The organism is Eikenella sp. NML120348 (assembly GCF_001648435.1).
Classification (GTDB): Bacteria; Pseudomonadota; Gammaproteobacteria; order Burkholderiales; family Neisseriaceae; genus Eikenella; species Eikenella exigua.
In genome coordinates, this window is the sequence record NZ_LXSP01000004.1 from 94,928 (window position 1) to 111,514 (window position 16,587).

At 55.7% G+C, this 16,587-nt stretch carries 14 protein-coding genes and 2 pseudogenes; 9 read left to right on the top strand and 7 right to left on the bottom strand.

Annotated elements, in window-relative coordinates; genetic code table 11:
• Nucleotides 1-109 precede the first annotated feature (109 nt).
• The 3 genes from A7P99_RS07495 (at nt 110) to A7P99_RS07505 (ending at nt 3,010) form a co-directional block, all read left to right on the top strand.
• Complete coding sequence (locus tag A7P99_RS07495; RefSeq protein ID WP_067687116.1) at nt 110-1,738, top strand: FAD-dependent oxidoreductase; 1,629 nt, start codon at nt 110-112, stop codon at nt 1,736-1,738.
• Between the two features lie 250 nt (nt 1,739-1,988).
• Nucleotides 1,989-2,633 carry a DUF4189 domain-containing protein gene (locus A7P99_RS07500; protein ID WP_067687119.1) on the top strand — a complete coding sequence of 215 codons (645 nt, stop codon included), beginning with the start codon at nt 1,989-1,991 and terminating at the stop codon, nt 2,631-2,633.
• Complete coding sequence (locus tag A7P99_RS07505; protein ID WP_156499718.1) at nt 2,618-3,010, top strand: DUF4189 domain-containing protein; 393 nt, start codon at nt 2,618-2,620, stop codon at nt 3,008-3,010. Before A7P99_RS07500 ends, A7P99_RS07505 begins: the two co-directional genes overlap by 16 nt.
• A 68-nt stretch (nt 3,011-3,078) precedes the next feature.
• On the opposite strand, the pseudogene A7P99_RS09755 reads toward A7P99_RS07505, so the two are convergent.
• The 3 genes and pseudogenes from A7P99_RS09755 to truA all read right to left on the bottom strand — a co-directional run.
• Nucleotides 3,079-3,204, bottom strand: a pseudogene (locus tag A7P99_RS09755) (N-(5'-phosphoribosyl)anthranilate isomerase); the annotation flags it as partial.
• A gap of 18 nt (nt 3,205-3,222) precedes the next feature.
• Nucleotides 3,223-3,469, bottom strand: a pseudogene (locus tag A7P99_RS09760) (glutaredoxin family protein).
• Nucleotides 3,470-3,479: 10 nt separating this feature from the next.
• Nucleotides 3,480-4,289: a tRNA pseudouridine(38-40) synthase TruA gene (gene truA / locus A7P99_RS07515; RefSeq protein WP_067528586.1), complete on the bottom strand. Its 810-nt coding sequence runs from the start codon at nt 4,287-4,289 to the stop codon at nt 3,480-3,482.
• On the opposite strand from truA, the gene A7P99_RS07520 reads away from it, so the two are divergent.
• A complete protein-coding gene (locus tag A7P99_RS07520) occupies nt 4,288-4,485 on the top strand; it encodes a hypothetical protein (protein ID WP_067528588.1) in 198 nt (65 codons plus the stop codon). The genes truA and A7P99_RS07520 overlap by 2 nt on opposite strands.
• Nucleotides 4,486-4,710: 225 nt before the next feature.
• On the opposite strand, the gene A7P99_RS07525 is transcribed toward A7P99_RS07520, so the two are convergent.
• Complete coding sequence (locus tag A7P99_RS07525; protein WP_067528590.1) at nt 4,711-6,714, bottom strand: FimV/HubP family polar landmark protein; 2,004 nt, start codon at nt 6,712-6,714, stop codon at nt 4,711-4,713.
• 502 nt (nt 6,715-7,216) lie between these two features.
• Between A7P99_RS07525 and A7P99_RS07530 the strand changes: the two genes are divergently transcribed.
• The gene (locus A7P99_RS07530) at nt 7,217-7,510 is read left to right on the top strand and encodes a YciI family protein (protein ID WP_193563044.1); all 294 of its coding nucleotides are present in this window, start codon (nt 7,217-7,219) and stop codon (nt 7,508-7,510) included.
• Between the two features lie 239 nt (nt 7,511-7,749).
• The gene (locus tag A7P99_RS07535; RefSeq protein ID WP_067448045.1) at nt 7,750-8,616 is read left to right on the top strand and encodes a peptidyl-prolyl cis-trans isomerase; all 867 of its coding nucleotides are present in this window, start codon (nt 7,750-7,752) and stop codon (nt 8,614-8,616) included.
• Nucleotides 8,617-8,675: 59 nt separating this feature from the next.
• Here the strand turns inward: A7P99_RS07535 and A7P99_RS10100 are convergent, their stop codons facing one another.
• The 3 genes from A7P99_RS10100 to A7P99_RS07540 form a co-directional block, all read right to left on the bottom strand.
• On the bottom strand, nt 8,676-8,921 hold the full coding sequence (locus A7P99_RS10100; RefSeq protein ID WP_153705552.1) for a hypothetical protein: 246 nt from the start codon (nt 8,919-8,921) through the stop codon (nt 8,676-8,678).
• A gap of 214 nt (nt 8,922-9,135) precedes the next feature.
• On the bottom strand, nt 9,136-9,288 hold the full coding sequence (locus tag A7P99_RS10105; RefSeq protein ID WP_153705553.1) for a hypothetical protein: 153 nt from the start codon (nt 9,286-9,288) through the stop codon (nt 9,136-9,138).
• A gap of 215 nt (nt 9,289-9,503) precedes the next feature.
• On the bottom strand, nt 9,504-10,178 hold the full coding sequence (locus tag A7P99_RS07540; protein ID WP_067441415.1) for a TetR family transcriptional regulator: 675 nt from the start codon (nt 10,176-10,178) through the stop codon (nt 9,504-9,506).
• A gap of 262 nt (nt 10,179-10,440) precedes the next feature.
• Between A7P99_RS07540 and A7P99_RS07545 the strand changes: the two genes are divergently transcribed.
• The 3 genes from A7P99_RS07545 to A7P99_RS07555 all read left to right on the top strand — a co-directional run bounded on the left by A7P99_RS07545 (nt 10,441) and on the right by A7P99_RS07555 (nt 16,533).
• Nucleotides 10,441-11,712: an efflux RND transporter periplasmic adaptor subunit gene (locus A7P99_RS07545; RefSeq protein WP_067441417.1), complete on the top strand. Its 1,272-nt coding sequence runs from the start codon at nt 10,441-10,443 to the stop codon at nt 11,710-11,712.
• 14 nt (nt 11,713-11,726) lie between these two features.
• Complete coding sequence (locus A7P99_RS07550; protein WP_067528594.1) at nt 11,727-14,975, top strand: efflux RND transporter permease subunit; 3,249 nt, start codon at nt 11,727-11,729, stop codon at nt 14,973-14,975.
• Nucleotides 14,976-15,036: 61 nt separating this feature from the next.
• Nucleotides 15,037-16,533: an efflux transporter outer membrane subunit gene (locus tag A7P99_RS07555; protein WP_067687128.1), complete on the top strand. Its 1,497-nt coding sequence runs from the start codon at nt 15,037-15,039 to the stop codon at nt 16,531-16,533.
• The last annotated feature ends 54 nt before the right edge of the window (nt 16,534-16,587 follow it).

Below are 16,587 nucleotides of genomic sequence, written 5' to 3' on the forward strand. Positions count from 1 at the left end.
TGTTTTTCAGGTAGCCATAATGGATAAAGGCTACCTGAAAACATATAAACTATTAGACTTCTGCCAGCCATCCCGCCCAACCCCACCTCTGCCAGAGGCTACCTGAAACATGAAACTCACCCGCCGCCAACTGCTCGGCAGCGCCGCCGCCCTAACCGCCGCAGCCGCAGCCTCACGCCTAGGCCATCAATACCTCCACCGCCTGCCTCCTGTGCACATCCACCGCATTGGCCTGCCCTTCGGCCACGAGCTGCGCAACGGCCAAGTTTCCCTTGCCCCCCAATCCGAACACCGCTGCCACACCCTTATCCTCGGCAGCGGCGCCGCCGCCCTCTCCGCCGCCTGGCATTTGGCCAAACACGGGCAGTGCAATTTCCTCCTCGCCGAAGGCATCGAGCGCAACGGCAACAATGCCGCCTATGTTTCAGGTAGCCTCTCCGCCCCCTCCGGCGCGCACTATTTGGCCCTGCCCTCGCAGGAAAGCGTGTATGTGCGCCAACTCTTATCCGACCTCGGCATCCTGCTCGACGGCATCGACCGGCCCGAGCCCCTGTATCGCGAAACCGATTTGGTTTACGCCCCCACCGAGCGCCTGTATTACCAAAACCGCTGGCAATATTCCCTGCTGCCGCAAGAAGATGCCGACAGCCGCCGCTTCCACGCCCTTATCGAAATCCTGCGCCGCGCACGCGGCCGCGACGGGCGAAAAATCTTCGCCATTCCCATCACCCATTCCTCCGCCGACGAAGAATGGCGCCGCCTCGACCAAACCACCTTCGCCGCCTGGCTCGAAAAAGAAAACTACCGATCCCCCAGCCTGCTCTGGTATCTCGACTACTGCTGCCGCGACGACTACGGCCAAGGCATCGCCCAAGTATCCGCCTTTGCCGGCCTGCACTACTTCGCCGCTCGCGGCCACACCAACGAAGCCGTGCTCACCTGGCCCGAAGGCCTCGCCCACCTTTCCGAAGCCATCCGCCGCCATATCCGCCTGCAAAACATCGACAGGCTACCTGAAACCGCCGAGCTCACCTTTTCCCAACCCGCCGCCGTCAACGCCTCCGCCCTGCAAATCAGCGAAACCGATGAAGACGTTGCCGTTATCCTGCGCCACAACCAAAGCGGCCACACCGCCCTCATCCGCGCCCAAAACGTTATCTGCGCCATGCCTCTGATGATTGCTGCCCGCATCATCGCCCAGCCCCAGCGCTACGGCTTCTCGCTCAACCTGCCCGCCTACGCCCCCTGGTTGGTGAGCAATTTCGTGCTCAACGGCTTCCCCCGGGAAGCACAGCGCAGCGAATTGGCGTGGGACAACGTGGTGCACGGCACACGAGGCCTCGGCTACGTTGTGTCCACCAACCAGCTTATCCGCACCGCCAAACCCGAACACACCATCTTCACCGCCTACACCGCCCTCAACCACGACAGCCCGCAAAGCATCCGCCGCTGGCTGCTCAAAGCCAGTGAGGCCGAGCTGCTCGAACACGCTGCTCAAGACCTCATCCAAGCCTACGGCCCAAGCTTCTGGCACCAGGTCGCCTCCGTAGATATCAGCATACGCGGCCACGGCATGAGCTCCCCCGCCCCCGGCTACCTCACCCACCCAACCCTACTCCAGCTGCGTCAGCACCACTCCCGCCTCACCTTCGCCCACAGCGATCTGAGCAGCTACTCCGTGATGGAGGAAGCCGTTTACTGGGGCGTGGAAGCCGCCAAGAAAATCCTGCCGCGCTGACGATGGTATAGCCGCAGGCGTAACCCAATAAAAGGTAGGCCAGGCATCCATGCCCAACTTACGACTACGCCAGAAACCAATCCGGCAATGCCATCCCCAATCACCATACACGAAAAGGCTACCTGAAAACCATAATATGGTTTTCAGGTAGCCTTCAAGCAGCGGGATAGATGTTTACAATATCTTGTTTTTTGTTACAATCCGATCAGCGGCAATACCCTTTTTCCCCTTTCCAAACAGGAGCGGCAAGATGAAGCAAACCATGATGAACACGGCAGCGGGCGTATTGGCGGCAGTGCTATTGGGCAGTGCGGGCTTGGCTTGGGCACAGAATTTAGATCCACATACCAGAGCAGGTATGCAGACGGATGCAGATAATGCAGCCCGTGCAAGAAGAGGAGCAACACAACAGCCGATCAACCGCGGCCCCACCGCCGCTGAAATACGCGCCTGGGAGCAGCGCGAGGCGGAGGTGCAAGCACGTATCGCCCATTTTCGCGCCACGCCGTATTGGATGGCCATCGCCTATGATTTTTCTAATCACAGAATATCAGGGGATGGGGGGTATTATTCTGAACAAAGAGCTGTAGAGGAGGCTTTGAGGCGTTGTGGGAGTTCTAATTGTCAATTGGTGGCGACTTTTGCAAATAGTTGTGCTGTTGTTGTTGAGCCTGATACACGGGCGAAATCGTTGCAAGACCTTTTTGTGGCAATTGATGTTGATGATAGGAGAGCCGCTGTCAAAGCTATGAGGGACTGCGAAGCGAAGCATGGAAATAACCAATGCAGCTACTGGGAGATACCAACAAGAACGGGCAAGTTTTGCACCGGATATGATTATGGCGTTTACGGCCAACAATACCCCCAAAGCCACGGCAAGTGCAGTCTGAAATAGCACAACTGCGCCGCAGGCCGTTTTATATGGCGGTTGCTTATGACATCCCAAACCGGCGGGTGATGTATGCCGGCGGCTTCCACACTGAAACCGAAGCAGTGGCGGAAACCATGCGCCGCTGCGGGCGCGGCCATACCTGCCATCTGGTAGCCACTTTCGCCAACACCTGCGTCATGTTCGCCTATCCCGACAACGGCCCAGACAAGCCTTCCGACATTTTCGTGGGCAAAGACCAGGATAGCCAGCAGGCCATCGTGCAGGCAGTGCGCGCCTGCGAAGCGGTGCACGGCTACGACAAATGCAGCTATATTGATGTGCAGACAAAAACAGGCAATGCGTTCTGCTCCGGCTACGAGTACGGCATTTACCAGAAGTGATCGCTACTATTAAAAGGCTACCTGAAAAGTTTTCAGGTAGCCTTTTCATTGCCCGCACCACTTATCAATCATGCCTCGCGCGCCAGCCGCACAAAGCACTCCTTTAGTTCCCTACTCTTCTCCCCTGGAGCCTGCTCCACCCCGCTGGACACATCCAGCCAAGCAGCACCGGTTTGCCGCACGGCAGTGGCTACGTTGCCCGGGTTTTCCCTTCAGGTAGCCTTTGCATTTTGCAGCACCGCCAGCAATTTGGCTTTATCAAAATGCCAATGGCAGATTTCCTCGCCCCTCATGCTGCAACACCTGCACGCGCTCGTTATAATGCGCTTCCTGCTCCGGATCTTCATCCACATCAAACACCTGCAACTCAAAACCATATGCCGCCTGATACGGCTGCAGGGCAGCACGCATGTGGTGGCACAGGCTGCAATATTCACGAAACATTAAAGTTAAAACCATCTGATTCTCCTCACCAATCGGGAAACAGCCAGGCGGGCGGCGGCGGCGTGGCCACGCCGAATTGCGGCGGATAGTCGATGCCGGTGAGATACAGCCCGTCGGGCATAAAAGTGGGGGGCGCAAGCTTGCGGCTGCGGGCGGTCAGCAGCTCGGCAAAACTGTCCACACTCAACTTACCGCAGCCCACATACACCAGCGCGCCCATCAGGTTGCGCACCATGTGGTGCAAAAACGCGTTGCCGTGGAAATCCACCGCCATCAATTCCGGCGTGCCGCACAAAGCCACACGATACAGGGTTTTCACCGGCGATTTGGCCTGGCATTCGGCAGCGCGGAAACTGGAAAAATCGTGCTCGCCCACCAAAAGCGCGGCAGCTTGGCGCATGGCTTCCATATCCAAGGCATAATGCGCCCACCCCGCACGCCCCACCAACAGCGGCGAACGCACCGGCGCCGATTGCAACAGATAACGATAACGCCGCCCGCAGGCATCGAAACGGGCATGAAACTCCGGCGCCACATCCTGCACCCGCCACACGGCCACGCCCTCGGGCAATAGCGCGTTCACGCCGCGCACCCAGGCCTGATCCGGCCGCCGCGCGGCAGAATCGAAATGCACCACCTGCGCGGTAGCGTGCACGCCGGTATCGGTGCGCCCGGCCGTTACCACGCTGATGTGTTCCTGCGCCAATTCGCTCAAAGCAGCTTCCAAGGCGCTTTGCACGGTGGCAATGCCGTCTGCCTGCTTCTGCCAACCGAAAAAACGGCTGCCGTCGTAGCTGACGAATAAGACACGGCGTTTGATGGGAGATGGATTCATGTTTTTTCAAATTAATTGGTTTTTTAGTGGCTTAAAACCTAAGAATGAGACAGGGCAGCAAGCCGCAGATAGCAACGACAGTGCAGCAAAGCAAGCCAACGCAGCAGCATTCTTAATTGTAGTTCACTATAGCTTCGTTGCAGCCATGTTTTCAGGTAGCCTGCATATTGAGAAAGGCTACCTGAAAATCAGATAACGGTATAACTGGGCAGGTCGGCATGCTTACGCCAGCGGAGTACTGTGTACAGCAGTTTTACGCCTGCCATCTGACTGCTCTCTATGAGCCGAAGCCAGCCTACTCTTTTCAGGTAGCCACAATATTGCTTGAGAAGGCTACCTGGAAACAGAAACAACGCCGGCAAATCCTGCCCTGTATAGAAAAACCCGGGCGGAACTGCCCGGGTTGCTGTGGCTAGCTGGATTACTGGCCGATGTCGTTCAACAATTGCTGCGCCTCAGCCTGAATGCTGCTGCCTTCTGATTCGTTAATCAACTCCATCAGAGTCTGGCGGGCAGTGTTGGCATCATCGATTTCCAGATACATTTTAGCCAGTTCCAATTTGGCTTCCAGCGCCTCTTTCGGCAGCGGGCCGGCACTAACCGGCTCGGCATATGCCGAAGCGGGCTGGCTAACTTCCACCGGAGCGGCTTGAGCCGGAACAGCCGGCGTGCTGCCAAAGTCCAAATCCATTACATTGGATGCAGCAGCAGCTTCTTCAGCTACACTGCTTACGCCTTCAGTATCCAAGCTTGATACATCAAAGGAAATGGTATTGTCCATTTCCGATGCTGCCGGCTGGGCAGGCTCTACCACTTCAACGGCAGCAGGAGTTTCATCCAACACCCAATCCAGCTCTTCAGGGGCAACCGGTTCAGCCTGTGGCTCGGGCGCTGGCTGCACAGGTACTTGAGCCGCCGGGGCAGCGAAAGCAGTAGGCTCTTCGGTAGCAAAGTTCAGCCAATCGTCATCCGAAGCGGCAGATCCAGCAGCAGCGGGTGCAGCCGGGGCAGCAGGTGCTGCAGCAGGTTTTTCGGACTGCAGCCAACTCCACTCATCGGCTTCGGCCTGCCGGGCCGCGTCTCCAGTACTGGGAGTACTACCCAGCTGCTGCTGTTCGTCCAAGTGGCTCAAGTCCAAACCCAAATCCTGTTCACTCACCGGTGCAGGCTGCACTGCGGCAGGAGCAGCCGGAGCGGCAGAAAAGCTGCCAGAATGGTCGGTAACACTCTCAAAATAGAGGCCGTCATCGTCCGCATGATCGTCACCGCGGGCAGGTGCGGCCATTTTGCGACGGCGGTTCATCAGGAGATACGCCAAACCACCCAACACCAACAATCCACCACCACCGTAGAGTGCCATCTGAGTGATGTCCATGCCCTCTTCCTCCATCGGCGGGGTTTCCACCACCGGCGGGGCAACCACGGGCGGCGGCATTTCTTCCACCGGCTCGGACACCATCATATCGGAAGCCTGCTCAGGCAAGCTGGCACCCATATCGGGCAGCACGGCAGAAGCCGGCATCTCGGGGACTACATCACTGGCCATGGGCGGAACAGCAGGCTGCTCTTGAGGCAATTGCTGAACTGGCGGCTGGGCAGGTTGTTGCGGCTGGGGTTGAGCCGGCTCAACAGGCGGTGCAGGGGGAGTAATCGGCGGAGTGGGTACGGCCGACTGAGTTTCCACCGACGGCAGCTGGCGTGCTGGAGCAGTGTCAACAGCTGGGCGCTCTTCCTGTGCGCGGTCGCTTACGCGGCGTGGTGGGTTGTGTGCCAAACGGCGCAGGGTTTCGCCATCGGGAATGGTGAGGGTGGCACCACGATACATCAAATCAGGGTTTCCGTTGCGGAAGGCGCGTGGGTTGGCGGCCACCAAGGCGTTGATGGTTTGACGCAAAGTCATGCCGGACGGCTTAACGCGCTGGGCAATGTCCACCAGCAATTCGCCATCTTTAATCTGATAGCTTTCTCCCTGAATCTGCACTGGTGCTTCGCGACGGTCGGCAGCACGGCGGTGCCGTCTGGATTCGGCAGGATGGCGGCGGCTCGGTGCAGCTTCAGCACGGCGTTCGTGGCGCGAACGAGAGCTACTGGGGGCAGATTGATAATCGCGGGGGTCCAAAATGGCGGTATATTGGTGGTTTTGATTACCTACGCCCAGCCAGAAAGTCATCACCGGCTCTTTAATTGGCGTGCTGGAATGCAAATGGATAACGGCACGGTCGCTGCTTCGGCGCGATACCGTGGCTTGCAGATTGGCACCATTGATGGTGGGCTTGGCCGAAGCCAAAGCACGTGCCTCGTCGCCCGTTACCACCACTGTGGCGGAAAACGGCTCGTCCAAACGCGACTGAACCTGCAAAACGCCCAAAGCGGCATGGGCACCGACAGAGGCTACCAAACCCAGCGAAGCCGCGATCAGTTTCATTTTATACTGCTTACAAAACATCAAATCCCCCTTAACAACCTAAAGTAATGCACTGCTAACCGTCTGAACCAACAGAAAAATACAGGGCCAAATAAGCAAAATTCCAGCCTGAGCACGGCAGTTGTGCAACGGATTAAAATCTCTAAACTTAGGTATCATATCGTTTATTTCCTATTTATGCCAAGCCATTTCTGCTATTTGGCCCGATTTTCTATACAGGAATGAAACATTTTTAATTATTTAACAAAAATCCAGTCTTTCAATCTTTCGCCTTTCTGGTGTGTTTGCACTGTTGCCAACGCATCCTCCCAATCCTCAGCTTTGCGATATTTAAGTGCAGAATTTCCGCATTTGCTTTAAGATAAACACCTAAATCGCACCACTTGCAAACTGCCAGCTTACAAGATGATGCAAAGTTTGACGGCAGCTGGGCAAAACTATCCACAGATTTCGTTGCAGCAAACGCCTTTGCCCGATTTCCAAATTTATCAAGAGAAACCGAATTATGTTGTTCATGCTGATGGCCTCCGACGTGACCGATTCCACCAAAGCCAGACTAGCTGCCCGCAGCGCGCATTTGGCCAGGTTAGAAAAGCTGGCCAAAGCTGGCCGGCTGGTTTTGGCTGGACCATGTCCCCTGCCTGAGGGCGAAACCGGCTTTTCAGGTAGCCTCATCGTGGCCGACTTCGCCTCTTTAGACGAAGCTGAAGAATGGGCTGGGCAAGACCCCTATGTGGAAGCCGGCGTATATGCCGAAATCCTCATCCGTCCGTTTAAGAAAGTACTGCCTGCATGAGCACACAAATCATTCTCCAGCGCCCTGGAAACCGTTTTCTCACAGCCTGCTCGAACTGGCCGACGGGAGCCATTACACATCTGCCACACCGGCAACCAACACACAGTCCAGCAGATATTGCACGATTTATACCCTGCCTAAATCCACGCCCTGATCATCTGCGCACAAACACCGGAGAATGCGCGCCGCAAAATCCTTTATAATCCGGCTATAACTATCTTGAATTTAAGGACAACAACATGAAACAAACTTCACTCGCACTACTACTGACTACCGTTTTGGCTGTCTCCCCGCTAGCTGCCCAAACCGTTGTAACCGTAAACAATACCCGCATTGACAGCACCGTAATCGACCAACAGGTAAGGATTATTAACGAGCAGAGCAACGGCCAGGTGGTCGACACCCCTGAGCTGCGCGAAAACATTGCCCGCCGCCTCGTAACCCGCGAACTGATGATTCAAGAATCACGCCGCCTGCGCCTAAACGAAAGCCCCGAATTCAAACAAATCATCGAACGCGCCCGCACCGATGCCCGCACCAGTGGTGAAGACCGCAAAACCACCTTCCACCAAGACTGGGAAACCTTTGAAGGCAATGTAACCGCCCAAGCTCTAGTGGCTCACATTCTGCGTTCTAATCCCGTAACCGAAGCCCAAGTACAACAGGCCTATCAGGAAATCACCAACCGCTATCGCGGCACGCAAGAAGTAAAACTCGGCGAAATCATCCTCAACAGCCGCGATAACGCCCAAAAAGCCGTGGCCGACCTCCGACGCGGCCGCCGTTTCACCGACGTTGCCCGCCAATACACCATCGACACGCCAAGCCGTGCCAACGGCGGCATCAGCCCCACTTTTACCCCGCTGAAAGATTTGGAAGAAGGTGCACCCATAGTGTACAACGCCGTGAAATCGCTCGGCCAGGGCAAATTCACCGAAACCCCAGTGGAAAGCAACGGCATTTTCGCCATTTTCTATCTGGAAGCCAAACGCCCCGTGCGCGTGCCGCCGTTTGCCCAAATGAAACCACAAATCCAGCAAGACCTGCAAAACCTGCTGATCGAGCAGGAAATTGCCCGCCTCTATCAACAAGCCAATATCCGCTAAGCTTATTCAGCACAGAAAAGGCTACCTGAAAACTTCAGGTAGCCTTTTGTTATGCCTACTTATGGCGGCTGGTAAAAATTGGAAGCGGCATGGCAATACCACTGTTTTTGTTTTTCAGGTAGATTCTCCAGCCATCCTGCCCTCAAACCACCTGCTTCACCGGCAATGCCCGATACACCAGCAAAGTCAGTACCAAACACAGCGGCAGCCACAGCGCTGGCGACTGGTTCGACAATTCCAGCATAAACACCAGCGTGGTAATCAGCATTTTCTACGCCACACCCAAAACACCACTGCTCCCACAAATGCTGCCGCCCCCATATCCACTACCGGCAGTCAAATATTCCACGCACAGGCTACCAGTGCTCATGTTTTAACCCACTCATCCGGAAAAAGAAAATCCAGTAGCGGATACTGAATCACATCACCCAATGCCGAGCGCACCATCACAACACCATGCCGCAAGCCAATAGCGCAGCAGCACTATCAAACGCCGCAGCGGTATGCTCTCTTCCACCATCACGCAGTACGACAACTCTCTACATTCAGCGGATAACCAAACGCCAAATGCTGTACCGTGTGCAGCAGCAATGTCAGCACAATGCCGATGATGCCCACTGCTACGCCGATGAGCAACAGGGAAAGGACTAACTCGGAAAACAAGGTTTTCATATGGCATATTTTGAGGAGCTCAAACGGTAATATAGCTGAGGCAATTATTTTTCCCTACCAGGTGGTGAGCCGTAGACAGTATGAGTAATACGAAAAGGCGATCCAACGTAGTAGGAATAAATAAGAGCTTTAGCTACAAACACTTCAGGCTACCTGAAAACTCTGTATGAATGAAGCAGAAAATTTTCAGGTAGCCTGTATGCGGTACGGAAATATTAAGCCTTATGCTGCCGCATACTCAGTGGCAGAGGTTTAAAAGACTGAGTGCACAAATCCGGCGAATGCTGCAATGCCTTCATGGCGGTACGGATAATATTCGGCGCAGTTTTGCCGATGCTGAATTGTTCGGGCATATTCATCCAAATGTTCATCAGCCCGCTGATAACTGACATCATAAACACCACCGCCAGATTAATATTCAAATCTTCCGGTAGCTTTTTCTTTTGCAGGCTTAACGTCAGCACATCGGTGAGCTGACGCTGCCACATATCCTGATAGCTGCGCATGATTTTCACCACAGAGTGGTTTTGCTCAGTGTATTCGCATTTCAAATGAATGATGTTGCAAAACTTTCTTACGGTTTCATCGGTTTCCAGCTTTTGAAACAGATTAATGGTGGCTACTTCAAAACTTTCCCAAATATCCGGCGATTGGGTTTCTATATCGTACGCCAACTTGCTAGATAATTCGACAAATACTTTTTGAAACAGACCTTCAAATAAATCTTCTTTATTTTTGAAATGCCAATACAGCGCGCCACGCGTTACGCCGGCAGTTTGAGCGATTTCGTTTAGAGATGAACGGCTGACCCCTCTTATATAGAATGTATCCAATGCTGCCTTAAGTAGGTAGTTGCGTGTTTTCTGCGCTTCAATTTTCGTTTTTCTCATCACTATTCCAGAATATTCACTGGTTTATTTATTATTGAATTCTGTCATGTTTAGAGCAGGCTTTCAAGCTTCCTATCGGCTCGCCCGCGCAATAATGTTGCTTTTTAGTATATTAGCATTTCTTCATTTGAATAGCCATAGACAACATACAATAATGTATGTAAAATATTATTTTTATCTAGCGGCTGCTTCCGCCCCCCATGGGCTTCAAGCGGCCATAATTCATTAAATTAGACATCAACTTAACAAGGCCATCATCATAATGACATATTTCAGCATATCAGGGAAAACGAGCTTCAGGCTGAGTGCAATCGTCGTGACTTCCGTATTAGCGCTGTCTGCTTGCGGCAAAAGCGAGCCACAGCGGCAGAGTGAGCTGGAATTAGTAGTAAGCGTGCTTACCGTGAAGGCAGAAGACACCACCATCAACACCGAACTGCCCGGCCGTTTGGAATCATTCCGCTCTGCCGAAGTGCGCCCGCAGGTGAGCGGCATCATCAAACGCCGCCTGTTCCAAGAAGGCAGTTATGTACAAGCTGGCCAGGCGCTGTATCAACTGGACGACGCCAGCTACTCAGCCGGCCTTGCCAGCGCACGCGCCCAGCTAGCTGCCGCCGAAGCCGCTCAGGCTAAAGCCAATGCCGATTTGGCACGCTACCAGCCCTTGGTAGCTGCTGATGCCATCAGCAAACAGGAATACGATGCTGCCGTGGCCGCACAACGTTCTGCCGTGGCCAATGTGAACGCCGCCCGCGCCGCCATCCGCTCGGCGCAGGTTAATGTGAACCACGCTCGTATTACCGCGCCGATTTCCGGCTATATCGGCCGCTCCAACGTATCCGAAGGTGCATTGCTCACTGCCGGTGGTGCAACCGTGCTGGCCACCATCCAGCAAACCAATCCGATGTATGCAAACGTTACCCAGTCTGCGCTGGATGTGATGAAACTGCGCCGCCAGATTGCCGAAGGCCAGATGAGTGCGGTAAACGGCGCAGTGGAAGTAACCATTATTTTAGAAGACGGCAGCGAATACCCGCAAAAAGGCCGCCTACTGTTTACCGACCCGACGGTAAACGAAACCACCGGCCAGGTTTCCCTGCGTGTGGAAGTGCCGAACGACGACAATATCCTGCTACCCGGTCTGTATGTGCGCGTACGCCTGCCGCAGGCACAAGCCAACAGCGCCTACCTCATTCCGCAACGCGCCGTTACCCGTGGTGCCAAAAATACCGTGGTAATCGTAGCGTCCGATGGCTCAATGCGCCAACAGGAAGTAACCATTGCCGGCCAAAGCGGCAACAATTGGATTATTACCGGCGGGCTGAAAGACGGCGACAAAGTAGCCATAGACGGCACTATGATTGCCGGCATGATGGGGGCGCAAAAAGTGAAAACCCAGGAATGGCAAGCCTCACAGCCGCAACAATCTGGCACAGCTGCCGCCCCGATCAAGCCAAACAGCACTTCTGCTCCCGTCCTATCCGGCACAGCAGCCTCCGCTCCGGCCGCCCAATCTGCTTCCCAAGCCAAATAAAGGGGCGTACGTAAATGGCTAAATTTTTTATTGACCGACCCGTGTTCGCATGGGTTATCTCCATCTTTATTATTTTGGCGGGTGTGCTGGCCATCCGAAAACTGCCAGTATCGCAATACCCGTCTGTTGCCGCGCCTACATTCAACCTCACCGCCACCTACCCCGGTGCTTCCGCCCAAGTGATGGAAGACAGTGTATTGGCAGTGATCGAGCGCAATATGAATGGCGTGGAAGGCTTGGATTATATGTCTACCTCTGCCGACTCCAGCGGTTCAGGTAGCGTTACCCTCACCTTCACGCCCGACACCGATGAAGACGTGGCACAGCTGGAAGTAAACAACAAGCTGAATGAAGTCTTGTCCAGCCTGCCTGCCACCGTGCAGCAATACGGTGTACGCATATCCAAATCTCGATCCAACTTCCTGATGGTGGTGGCGCTCTCTTCGCAAACGCAAGATTTGGAAGAAATGGCCGATTACGCCAAACGCAATATCGTGCCAGAATTGCAACGTGTTGAAGGTGTGGGTGCAGTGCGCCTGTTTGCTGCCGAACGCGCCATGCGTATCTGGGTAGACCCGCAGAAATTGCAAAACTTCAACCTCTCCTTTGCCGACGTTTCCGCCGCCATCAGCGCACAAAACGTGCAAATTTCCGCTGGCTCGCTCGGCTCTCTACCATCAGTGCAGGGGCAAACCATCACTGCCACCATCACCGCCGAAGGCCAACTCAGCACGCCAGAAGAATTCGGCAACATCATCCTGCGCAGCACCACAGATGGTGCCAACGTTTATCTGCGCGATGTGGCCAAAATCGAGCTAGGTTCGGAAGACTACTCTGCCAGTACCCGCCTCAACGGCAAGCCAAACGTCGGCATGGCCGTGATGTTGTCCAATAGCGGCAACGCCACCGCCACTGCCGCACTGGTAAAAGAACGTATGGCCAAATTGGCGCAATATTTCCCCAGTGATGTTAGCTGGAGCGCTCCGTACGATACCTCCACCTTTGTGGAAATCTCCATCGAACAAGTGGTACACACCTTGGTGGAAGCCATGGTGTTGGTGTTTATCGTGATGTTCGTGTTCCTGCAAAACATCCGCTATACCCTGATCCCCACCATTGTGGTGCCGATTTCGCTCTTAGGCGGTCTTGCCGGCATCTACTATTTCGGCATGTCGATCAACGTGCTGACCATGTTTGCCATGGTGCTGGTAATCGGTATTGTGGTGGACGATGCCATCGTGGTGGTAGAAAACGTGGAGCGCATCATGTCGGAAGAAGGCCTGCCGCCGCGCGAAGCCACACACAAAGCCATGGGGCAGATTTCCGGCGCCGTGGTCGGCATTACCGCCGTGTTGATTTCCGTGTTCGTACCGCTGGCCATGTTCAGCGGCGCCACCGGCAAAATCTACCAGCAGTTTGCCATCACTATGGTGCTCTCTATCGCTTTCTCAGCCTTCCTTGCTCTGTCACTCACGCCAGCCTTGTGCGCCTCGCTGCTCAAACCGATTAGGAAAGGGCATCACGAGGAAAAAACCGGCTTCTTCGGCTGGTTCAACCGCAAATTCACTGCTGGCAACAAGCGCTACGAAGGCTGGGTGGCCGCCCTGCTACACCGTGCCGGCCGTATGCTGATTGTGTACTTAGCGCTGGTGGCTGCCGCCGGCCTGCTCTACACCCGTATCCCGTCTTCCTTCCTGCCGTCAGAAGACCAAGGCAACCTGATGGTCAGCATCCAGCTGCCGGCCGGCGCCACCAAAGAGCGTACCGACCAAACCCTACTGGCCGTGGAGCAGATTGCCAAAGGCACGCCCGGCGTGAAAGATGTATTCACCGTATCCGGCTTCAGCTTTTCAGGTAGCGGTCAGAACATGGCTATGGGCTTTGTGATTTTGAAAAACTGGGACGAACGCAAAGGCGCAGGTGAAGATGCGGCCAGCATCACTCGGAAACTGACTGGTACCTTCATGTCCAGCGGCCTGATCCGCGACGGTTTCGCTATCGCCGTGAATCCACCACCCATCCGCGAACTGGGTAACGGCGGCCTGGAATTCTACCTGCAAGACCGCAACAGCCAAGGCCATCAAGCCCTGCTGGCGGCACGCAATAAATTGATTGCCGAAATGCGTAAAAACCCGATATTTGGCGACACCCGTGCCGCCGGCTTGGAAGATGCGCCGCAGCTCAAACTTACCATCGACCGCGCAGCTGCTGCCGCACAAGGCATCAGCATGGCTTCTATCCGCAGCACCTTGGGTACGGCTCTGGGCGGAGCGTATGTAAACGACTTCCCCAACAACGACCGTCTGCAAAAAGTGTATGTGCAAGCCGTGCCCCAGGCCCGTATGCAGGCCGAGCAAATTTTGGCCATGACCGTGCCCAACGGTCAAGGCGTGGCCGTGCCGCTTTCCACCGTGGTCAGCGCCTCGTGGGAAGCCGGCATGGAGCAGAGCACTCGTTTCAACGGCTATCCCGCCATGTCGATTAGCGGCGCGGTCAAACCCGGTTTCGCCAGCGGCGACGCTATAGCCGAAGTAGAACGCATCGTATCGCAAATGGACGGCTACAGCGTGGAGTGGGCGGGCGAATCGCGCGAACAGGCCAGCGGCTCTTCCCAGCGCACCATGCTCTACGGCTTCGTATTGCTGGCCACTTTCCTCGTGCTGGCCGCCCTATATGAAAGCTGGTCGATTCCCGCTGCCGTGCTGCTGGTTGCCCCCTTGGGCTTCCTCGGCGTGGTGCTGGGCGTGTTCGGCCGCAACCTGTTCAACGGCGTATTCGGCATCCGGGAGGTGTTCTTCAACGACATCTACTTCATGGTCGGTATGATTACTGTAGTCGGCTTGAGCGCGAAAAACGCGATTCTGATTATCGAATTTGCCAAAGACCTGCAAGCGCAGGGCAAGAGCGCGATGGAATCAGCCTTGGCCGCCGCCCACCTGCGTTTCCGCCCGATTCTGATGACCTCCTTCGCCTTCATCTTGGGCGTGGTGCCGCTGTATGTCGCTTCCGGTGCCAGCTCCGCCAGCCAACGCGCCATCGGTACCGCCGTATTCTGGGGTATGTCTGTCGGCACGCTGCTGTCGGTGTTCCTGGTGCCGCTGTTCTATGTGTTGGTACGCAAGCTGTTTAAACCGTCCCAACACGAAACCGAAATGGCCGCCGCCCACACCAACATAAGCCCCGAGCAGGCCGAACTCTACGTTTCTGCCGCTGAAGAAGGGCTGAGCGAAGAAGAGAAACGCGACCTGCATAACGACCAGTAAAACGTTTTCAGGTAGCCTCTGCCGCATTGGAGGCTACCTGAAAACCATAAGGACAAAGCACATGAGAACAACCGTTTTAAAACCGATTGCCGGCAGCCTCGCCTTCAACCTGCTGCTCTCCGCCTGCACCCTTGCGCCACGCTATCAGCAGCCCGAAGTAAACGTGCCCGCCAGCTTCCGCTACGACACCGCCACCAACCAAAGTAGCCGTGCCGCCGACACCGGCTGGGAAGACTACTTTGCCGACCCGCGCCTTAAATCCCTGATTACCCTGGCGCTGCAAAACAACCCCGACCTACGCATGGCCGCCCTGAATGCCGAAGCAGTGCGAGCCCAATACGCCATTACCCGCGCCGCCTCACTGCCCGGCATCAACGCCAGCGGCACCGGCCAACGTACCCGCGTGGCGCAAGATTTGAGCGCCACCGGCCGCTCCTACATTGCTGAATCCTACACCGTCGGCCTCGGCATCGCCTCCTACGAGCTCGACCTGTTCGGCAAAGCCCGCAGCAACAATCAAGCCGCACTGCAAGGCTATTTCAGCAGCGCCGCCGCGCGTGATTCCGCCCACCTCGCGCTGGTTTCCGCCGTAGCCAAAGCCTATTTCAACGAACGCTACGCCGAAGAATCCATGAAGCTTGCACAAAGAGTGCTGCAAACCCGCGAGCAAACCTACCGGCTCAACCAAATCCAGCACAACGCCGGCGTGATTTCTGCCGTCAACCTGCGTGAAATGGAAGCCCTGATTGAATCGGCCAAAGCCGACTACGCCGCCGCCCTGCGCGCCCGCGAGCAGGCACACAACGCCCTGGCCGTGCTGATTAACCAGCCCGTGCCCAACAATCTGCCCGCCGGCCTGCCGCTGAATAAACAGTTCCGCATCACCCAACTGCCCGCCGGCCTCTCCTCCGACTTGCTGCAAAACCGCCCCGATATCCGCGCTGCCGAGCACGACCTGCGACAGGCCAATGCCAATATCGGCGCCGCCCGTGCCGCCTTCTTCCCTAGCATCAGCATCACCAGCAGCATCGGCACCGGCAGCACCGAGATGAATCGCCTATTCGACGGCATAAACCGCACCTGGGTATTCTCCCCCACCATCAAAGTACCGATTTTCAACTGGGGCAGTCTGCGCGCCAGCCTGGATGTGGCAAAACTGCGCCAGCAATCGGCCGTGGCCACGTATGAAAAAGCCGTGCAGTCCGCCTTCCAAGATGTATCCAACGCCCTGGTGGCACGCGAAACCCTGCAACAACAATACGATGCCCGCGTGCAAACCCAAAAAGCCTACAACGACCGCTTGCGCCTGATTAATCTGCGCTACCGCCACGGCGTGTCTAGCTCGCTGGAAGTGCTCGATGCCGAACGCAGCAGCTATTCCGCCGATGCCGCTGTGCTCGCTACCCAGCTTTCCATGCTGGAAAACCTAGCCGACCTTTATAAAGCCCTCGGCGGCGGCCTCAAGCAACACACCGAAGCCGCACCAGCCGCAGCAGCAACGCCGGCCCAAGCCACAGCAGAAGCCGCTTCTGCCCCTGCCGCAGCAAACGGCAAATAATCCGGCTGCCCTCATTACGTTTTCAGGCAGCCTGCCCTGCCGACCCTCCCACAC